8 protein-coding genes are annotated in these 6,403 nt (G+C 40.2%); 7 read left to right on the forward strand and 1 reads right to left on the reverse strand.

The features are described 5' to 3' along the window. Window positions 1-161: 161 nt before the first annotated feature. Window positions 162-728: a recombinase family protein gene (locus tag FTT77_RS16700; RefSeq protein ID WP_004282172.1), complete on the reverse strand. Its 567-nt coding sequence runs from the start codon at window positions 726-728 to the stop codon at window positions 162-164. Window positions 729-1,043: 315 nt separating this feature from the next. Here FTT77_RS16700 and arsC point away from each other — a divergent pair, with 315 nt between their 5' ends. The 7 genes from arsC to FTT77_RS16735 all read left to right on the forward strand — a co-directional run bounded on the left by arsC (window position 1,044) and on the right by FTT77_RS16735 (window position 6,224). Then, window positions 1,044-1,472 carry an arsenate reductase (glutaredoxin) gene (gene arsC, locus FTT77_RS16705; RefSeq protein WP_004733243.1) on the forward strand — a complete coding sequence of 143 codons (429 nt, stop codon included), beginning with the start codon at window positions 1,044-1,046 and terminating at the stop codon, window positions 1,470-1,472. 44 nt (window positions 1,473-1,516) lie between these two features. Continuing rightward, entirely contained in the window at window positions 1,517-1,840 is a 324-nt protein-coding gene (locus tag FTT77_RS16710) for a metalloregulator ArsR/SmtB family transcription factor (RefSeq protein ID WP_004644742.1), read from the forward strand. A gap of 4 nt (window positions 1,841-1,844) precedes the next feature. Further along, window positions 1,845-2,318 carry an arsenate reductase ArsC gene (locus FTT77_RS16715; RefSeq protein ID WP_004644741.1) on the forward strand — a complete coding sequence of 158 codons (474 nt, stop codon included), beginning with the start codon at window positions 1,845-1,847 and terminating at the stop codon, window positions 2,316-2,318. Window positions 2,319-2,323: 5 nt separating this feature from the next. After that, a complete protein-coding gene (gene arsB, locus FTT77_RS16720; RefSeq protein WP_180109580.1) occupies window positions 2,324-3,364 on the forward strand; it encodes an ACR3 family arsenite efflux transporter in 1,041 nt (346 codons plus the stop codon). 4 nt (window positions 3,365-3,368) lie between these two features. Then, window positions 3,369-4,073 carry an arsenical resistance protein ArsH gene (arsH, locus tag FTT77_RS16725; protein ID WP_004644739.1) on the forward strand — a complete coding sequence of 235 codons (705 nt, stop codon included), beginning with the start codon at window positions 3,369-3,371 and terminating at the stop codon, window positions 4,071-4,073. An 18-nt stretch (window positions 4,074-4,091) separates the two neighbouring features. Further along, complete coding sequence (gene trxB / locus FTT77_RS16730; protein WP_004644738.1) at window positions 4,092-5,042, forward strand: thioredoxin-disulfide reductase; 951 nt, start codon at window positions 4,092-4,094, stop codon at window positions 5,040-5,042. A 96-nt stretch (window positions 5,043-5,138) separates the two neighbouring features. Beyond that, on the forward strand, window positions 5,139-6,224 hold the full coding sequence (locus FTT77_RS16735; RefSeq protein ID WP_171053915.1) for an ArsO family NAD(P)H-dependent flavin-containing monooxygenase: 1,086 nt from the start codon (window positions 5,139-5,141) through the stop codon (window positions 6,222-6,224). Window positions 6,225-6,403: the final 179 nt, after the last annotated feature.

A 6,403-nucleotide genomic window follows, 5' to 3' on the forward strand; every position in this document is an offset into this window, starting at 1 on the left:
TCGCTTGATTAAAGCTTGGTTATACGAGGACCAATTGGTTGTACGGTAGATTTTAGGTGCAGGCTTCTTCATCTGGAAATTATATTGCTGAAGAAGCCTTCAAGAATAGCTTTGTGCAACAAAGCCAAGTTAAACTAAATTTAGTTGCCAATCCCAATAAGCTATTCACTAACTTGTAAATATCGGTATACCGCCTGACGACTAATCCCAAAAGCTTTTCCTAATGCCATTTTTGATGGATACTTCCCTTCCCTCCATGCTTGTCGTAAAGCTTCAGCTTGGTCAGGCTTTAGTTTATGCACCCGACCTTTGTACTTCCCCTGAGCAGAGGCGAGTTTTATTCCTTCCTTTTGCCGCTCTAAAATTATCTCACGTTCGAACTGTGCAAAAGCACCCATCAATTGCAGCATCAAATTATCCATCGGGGTGGATTCGGCCGTAAAAGTAATATTTTCTTTTACAAACTGGATGGCAATCCCTCGTTTGACCAGTTTATCTACTTCAGTGACCAAATCTTTCAGGCTTCGCGCAAAACGATCCATGGAATGTACAATCACCCTGTCCCCTTCCCGGACATAGTTCAACATTTCCTGAAATTTAGGTCGGTCAGTATTTTTACCTGAAGCACGGTCAACAAAAATCCGGTCGACTTCAATTCCCTCAAGTTGACGTCCAGTGTTTTGCTCGACAGAACTTACCCGGATATACCCTACTTTTTGGCCTTTCAATTTTTCACGCCCCAATTGGATAAAAATGAACAATTTCGTAAATTATAAATCTTTAATACTAAAGTTACATGTTATTTATGATTAAAAATCATTTAAATGATACATAATTTCATGAACTTTCAGATTGTAACTTTAGGGTTTACTCTAAATTTACATATTTAAATAACGAGTTTTTTCTCACTCATAAGAATTTGCAAGAATATATATACATTTATTGACATTAAGTAATTTAAATAAAATCAATATACGTATTTGCATATATGTGTAAATACGTATATAAATATATCTGAGTTTCTAATAGCAGAGTCAGTCAAAATGTTCTCGACCATAAAGATTTATCACAATCCTGAGTGTGGTACATCAAGGAATACCTTAGCTTTAATTCAAAATGCAGGAATTGAACCAATCGTTATTGAATATCTAATTACCCCACCTTCGAAAGCAGAATTAATTGAACTTATTCGTAGTGCTGGTTTAAGTGTTAGAGAAGCAATTCGTAAAAATGTACCTCCATATTCTGATTTAGAAATTGTTCGGGAAGATTGGTCTGATGAACAGCTTTTAAATTTTATGCTTCAACATCCTATTTTGATTAACCGCCCATTCGTTGTTACGGATTTAGGTACACGTTTGTGTCGTCCTTCTGAAGTTGTTTTGGATATTCTCCCGTTTCCTCAGAAAGGCGCATTTAGCAAAGAAGATGGTGAAAAAATTATTGATGAAAATGGCCAAAGAATTAAATAGCACTTTCTCATCTCTTAAATGGAAAGAATGTGAAGGAGACTTATATGGATCAAGTTAATTTTTTTAAATGCTTATCAGATGAAACACGTCTCAATATAGTGACATTAATTGTTGAAAATAAAGAACTATGTGTATGTGATTTGACTGAAAAACTACAACTCAGTCAACCTAAAATTTCAAGACATTTAGCCCTTTTACGTGCTTCAGGGCTACTTCAAGATCGCAGACAAGGCCAATGGGTTTACTACAGTATCAATCCAAAATTGGCCAACTGGTGTTATGAAATTTTAGATATTTTGAAGACGGTTCAATCTCAATCAAAGCTGGATGATCAACACCCCCTTTCTGTAAATAGTTATTGTGAGTAATTCAATGAAATTTTTATTTTTATGTACTGGAAATAGCTGCCGTAGCATTTTGTCTGAAGTTTTGTTTAATAGCCGAGCACCAGAAGGTTGGAAAGCCTATAGTGCTGGGAGTAAGCCTTCAGGTCAAGTTCACCCGCTAACTTTAGAAACCCTTGAAAACTTAGGATTATCTACCGAAGGTTTATGGAGTAAAACGATTAATGATTGTGAACAATATCAACCTGATGTTGTGATCACAGTATGTGATTCTGCTGCTCAAGAAGCATGTCCACTTTATTTGGGTGGAGCAATCAAGGCACATTGGGGCTTGGCTGATCCTTCACACTTAGACGTGAATAAAGAAGAAAAAATAAAAGCCTTTATGAGCACTGTTGAACATATCAATCGTCGCTTAGATGCTTTATTTAAACTTAATGTAGATAAACTATCTCGCTCAGAATTGATTGCAGCAATTAATCAAATTTCGAACGTTGAGTAAGTGAAATGTCTAAAAAACGCTTATCTTTTTTAGATCGCAACCTGACGCTATGGATTTTTATTGCCATGGCCTTAGGCATTGCCATCGGAAACTTCTTTCCTCAGGCTTCTGTCGCACTCGATAAATTAAGCATTGATTCAGTGAATATTCCAATCGCGATTGGTCTTATTCTAATGATGTATCCACCACTGGCAAAAGTGAACTATGCGACTTTGCCACAAGTGTTTAAGGATAAGAAAACCCTTACTTTATCCTTAGTACAAAACTGGCTGATCGCGCCAGTACTCATGTTTGCCCTGGCAATCATATTTTTACATAGTTATCCAGAATATATGACCGGTGTCATCCTGATTGGTCTTGCTCGATGTATTGCCATGGTTCTGGTGTGGAATGGCTTGGCCTGTGGTGATAATCAATATGTTGCAGCATTAGTTGCCTTTAACAGCATCTTCCAGATTCTATTTTTCAGTACCTATGCCTGGTTATTCCTGACCTTCCTTCCACCCTATTTTGGTGTCGCTTCGCAGGTCATTAATGTCGATTTCTGGACCATCACCCATGCTGTTCTGGTTTATCTTGGTATTCCGTTCTTATTAGGTTTCTTAACGCGATGGATTTTGGTGAAACAGAAAGGCGTGGAATGGTATGAAACCAAGTTCATTCCGAAAATCAGTCCGCTGAGTTTAATGGCTTTGCTGTTCACCATTCTGGCCATGTTTAGCCTAAAAGGCGGTGATGTCGTGAGTCTTCCGCTTGAAGTTTTACGCATCGCGATTCCTTTAACCATTTACTTCGTTTTAATGTTCTTCATCAGCTTCTTTATGAGTAAATGGATGGGCAATGACTATCCTAAGACCACAGCAATTGCATTTACCGCAGCGGGGAATAATTTTGAATTATCACTTGCAGTAGCGATTGCAACTTTTGGTATCGCTTCGCCTGTTGCTTTTACCACGATTATTGGCCCACTGGTCGAAGTTCCTGTGTTGATTGCCTTGGTGAGTGGTTCACTCTGGCTGAGAAAGAAAGTTTTTAAAGAGGCCTAACTCTATGAATCTCCCAAATGTAGATCTAAATCTTCTTGAGCAACCCACCTTTGAAAAAGTTCAAGCCAAAGAACTTGCTCATCCTCCGCGAATTTTGCTGCTGTATGGCTCTAATCGAGAACGTTCTTACAGTCGCCTTGCAGTTCTTGAAGCCGGTCGAATCCTTGAGCATTTTGGGGCGGAAATAAAAATCTTTCATCCTAAAGGGCTTCCTTTACCAGAAGATGCGGATACTGAGCATCCAAAAGTAAAAGAACTGCATGAGCTTTTAGCATGGTCAGAAGGCATGGTCTGGTGTTCACCTGAACGCCATGGTTCTATGAGTTCAATCTTTAAATCTCAAATCGACTGGATTCCACTGGCAGGAGGGGCAATCCGTGCAACCCAAGGTAAAACTCTTGCCTTGATGCAAGTCAGTGGCGGATCACAGTCATTTAACAGCCTGAACCAGATGCGTATTTTGGGGCGGTGGATGCGGATGATCACCATTCCAAATCAGTCTTCAGTTCCAAAAGCTTTTTTGGAGTTTGAAGAAGATGGGCGAATGAAACCTTCGGCTTTCTATGACCGGATTGTGGATGTGATGGAAGAGTTATTTAAGTTCACCCTACTGACTCGTGGACAAAGCAAATACCTGACAGATCGTTATTCAGAACGTAAGGAATCAGCTGAAGAATTATCTAAACGTGTCAATCAGCGCAGTTTGTAAACTGCTAGGTGATCTTAAATGCAAAAGAGACATTCTAAATTAATCATTCTTGGCTCAGGTCCTGCGGGTTACAGCGCTGCGGTATATGCAGCACGGGCTAATCTTAAACCCACTTTAGTTGCAGGCTTACAACTCGGTGGTCAATTAACCACGACCACTGAAGTCGATAACTGGCCGGGTGATCCAGAAGGTTTAACAGGCCCCGCACTCATGGAACGTATGCAAGCGCATACGGAACGTTTTGGCACCGAAATCGTCTATGACCATATCAGTGAAGTGGATTTAAGCGTTCGTCCATTCGTGCTGAAAGGCGATATGGAAGAATTCACCTGTGATGCCCTGATTATTGCCACAGGTGCAACGGCACAATACTTAGGTCTTGAGTCTGAAGCTAAATTCATGGGGCAAGGTGTAAGTGCCTGTGCAACTTGTGACGGTTTCTTCTATAAGAATCAGAAGGTGATGGTTGTAGGCGGTGGTAACACTGCGGTTGAAGAGGCGCTTTACCTGTCTAATATTACAGCTCACGTGACTTTAGTGCATCGCCGAGCTTCATTGCGTTCTGAAAAAATTCTACAAGACCATCTTTTTGCAAAACAGAAAGAAGGCAAAATTAGCATTCTTTGGAACAATCAAGTGGATGAAGTGTTAGGCGATAACACCGGAGTAACTGGAGTGCGTTTAAAATCCACTGTAGATGGATCAAAGCAAGATATTGAGGTACAGGGTTTATTCGTGGCAATTGGTCACAAACCAAATACTGAGATGTTTTCAGCGCAACTTGAGTTACGTGATGGCTATATTCAGATCCAAAGCGGAACAGCGGGGAATGCCACTGCTACTTCAGTGCCAGGTGTATTCGCTGCCGGTGATGTGGCTGATTCAGTTTATCGCCAAGCGATTACTTCAGCAGGCTCTGGTTGTATGGCTGCATTAGATGCTGAAAAATATCTTGATAGTTTAAGTTGATTTTGATGTTGTCATAAAAATATAGTGAATATTGTAAAAGCCCAGTCTTCAGGATTGGGTTTTTATATTAAAGAAAAAATAAAAGGGGAAAAGGCTTTGAATCAGAAACAGACGGAAACTGATGTCATCATTATCGGTGGTGGACAGGCAGCTTTATCTACAGCTTATTTTTTAAAGCGAAAAAAAATACCATTTATTATTTTAGATGATCAAAATCAAGCAGGTGGAGCCTGGTTACATGCTTGGAATTCTTTGCGTCTGTTTTCACCGAATAGCTGGAGTTCCTTACCTGGTTGGGTTATGCCGAATACAGAACAAACGTATCCGACCAAGAAAGAAGTTATTGAATACTTGCAGCAATATGAGCAGCGTTATCAATTTCCGATTATTCGTCCTGTATATGTTGATCACGTCAAAAGCGAAGGAGAAGTATTGAGTGTGCATGCAGGTGAACAGATATGGAGAGCCAAGGCTGTAATCAGTGCAACGGGCACCTGGAGTCATCCTTATATCCCATCTTACCCTGGCCAAGAAAATTTCAAAGGTCTGCAATTACACTCCGCCCATTATCAAAATGCAGAACTTTTTAAAGATAAGCACGTAATGATAGTCGGTGGTGGAAATTCTGGAGCACAAATTTTGGCTGAAGTTTCCCAAGTGGCAGACACTCTTTGGATCACGCCAACACCTCCTCAATTTTTAGCAGATGATGTTGATGGCCGTGTACTGTTTTTACGTGCGACAGAGCGTTTAAAGGCACAATTAGAAGGCCGTACAATAGATCAGCCTGTTGGCGGTCTGGGTGATATTGTCATGATTGATTCAGTCAAAGATGCACGTGCACGAGGAGTTTTACATAGTGAGCGCCCATTTTCGGCTTTTACAGAAAATGGCGTGATTTGGGAAGATGGATCTTTTCAACAGGTTAATGCAGTGATTTGGTGTACTGGATTTAAAGCGACTTTAAGCCATTTAAAGCCACTTGGAATAGTAGAGGAAAATAATACGATACTTGTTGAAGGAACACGAGCAGTCAAACAATCCAACCTATGGTTAGTAGGATATGGTGAGTGGACCGGACCTGGTTCAGCGACACTGGTGGGTGTTTCAAGGACTGCGAGAGCCACAGTGGATGAAATTGCAGCTTATTTAGATAATATTTATAATTACATCCAATGTTAAATTGCTTGCCGTAAACTAAGTGCTTTTACAACTTTGATAACAGTATCGAAACGGCACTGTTGCAAATAACCACGAATGGTAAGCTGAAGACTGTTTTAGCTAAAGGTGCAGCATATGAATCCTTTCCATGGTCGGCATTTTCAGGGCGAAATCATTCTTTGGGCTGTGCGCTGGTATTG

This window comes from Acinetobacter sp. YH01010 (assembly GCF_013420775.1).
Classification (GTDB): domain Bacteria; phylum Pseudomonadota; class Gammaproteobacteria; order Pseudomonadales; family Moraxellaceae; genus Acinetobacter; species Acinetobacter amyesii.

Coding starts and splice junctions, on each gene's coding strand:
- arsC (WP_004733243.1), top strand. CDS start 1,044: ATGTTCTCGACCATAAAGATTTATCACAATCCTGAGTGTGGTACATCA.
- FTT77_RS16710 (WP_004644742.1), top strand. CDS start 1,517: ATGGATCAAGTTAATTTTTTTAAATGCTTATCAGATGAAACACGTCTC.
- FTT77_RS16715 (WP_004644741.1), top strand. CDS start 1,845: ATGAAATTTTTATTTTTATGTACTGGAAATAGCTGCCGTAGCATTTTG.
- arsB (WP_180109580.1), top strand. CDS start 2,324: ATGTCTAAAAAACGCTTATCTTTTTTAGATCGCAACCTGACGCTATGG.
- arsH (WP_004644739.1), top strand. CDS start 3,369: ATGAATCTCCCAAATGTAGATCTAAATCTTCTTGAGCAACCCACCTTT.
- trxB (WP_004644738.1), top strand. CDS start 4,092: ATGCAAAAGAGACATTCTAAATTAATCATTCTTGGCTCAGGTCCTGCG.